Raw genomic sequence first — 1,102 nt, forward strand, 5'->3', positions numbered from 1 at the left:
AGTTTCACTTCCATCGTGCGTATATGTGAACGTTCCATTTGAATTTAATGTCAGGGTTCCATGTGATGGACTCGAAACTAAAATTGCTGTAAGCGGATTATTCTCTGCATCTGTATCGTTTGACAAAATACTATTTGCTGCAGTAACTGTAACGGTTCCGCCTTCGGCAACTGTATAAGAATCATTGCTCGCTACAGGCGCATCATTTACAGGAGTAACCGTAATAGTTACTGTTGCGATGTTACTGCTGGCTGTTCCGTCATTGGCTCTGTAAGTGAAATTGTCTGTTGTTGTCTCGCTTCCATCGTGCGTATATGTGAAAGTTCCATTTGAATTTAATGTCAAAGTTCCATGTGATGGACTAGTGACTAAAACTGCTGTTAATGGATTGTTTTCTGCATCTGTATCGTTTGACAATATACTATTTGCTGCCGTAACCGTAAGAGTTCCACCCTCAGCAACTGTATAAGAATCATTTGAAGCAATCGGCGCATCGTTTACAGGAGTAACTGTAATAGTTACCGTTGCTGTATTACTGTCTGCTGTTCCGTCGTTTGCTTTGTAGGTAAAACTGTCTGTTGTAGTTTCACTTCCATCATGCGTATATGTGAACGTGCCATTTGAATTTAATGTCAAAGTTCCATGTGATGGACTCGAAACTAAAATTGCTGTAAGTGGATTATTCTCTGCATCGGTATCGTTTGACAATATACTGTTTGCTGCAGTAACAGTAAGAGTTCCACCTTCAGCAACTGTATAAGAATCATTTGAAGCAATCGGCGCATCGTTTACAGGAGTAACCGTAATAGTTACTGTTGCTGTATTACTGTCTGCTGTTCCATCATTGGCTTTGTAAGTAAAACTGTCTGTTGTTGTCTCGCTTCCGTTATGGATGTACGTAAAAGATCCATTAGCATTTAAAGTCAAAGTTCCGTTTGCAGGACCTGAAACTAAAACTGCTGTCAAGGCATTGTTTTCTGCATCAGAATCGTTTCCTAAAACGCCTGGTGCATTGATATTCAATGTTCCGCCTTCGGCAACTGTATAAGAATCATTTGAAGCAACAGGTGCATCGTTTACAGGAGTAACCGTAATAGTTACT

Annotated in this window: 1 protein-coding gene; it reads right to left on the reverse strand. The window is 40.1% G+C overall.

The features are described 5' to 3' along the window. Positions 1 to 1,102, reverse strand: a 1,102-nt coding sequence (locus ACFSC2_RS25250) for an Ig-like domain-containing protein (protein ID WP_379818741.1), incomplete at both ends; no start/stop codon positions are given.

The organism is Flavobacterium artemisiae, from assembly GCF_042678225.1.
Lineage (GTDB): Bacteria > Bacteroidota > Bacteroidia > Flavobacteriales > Flavobacteriaceae > Flavobacterium > Flavobacterium artemisiae.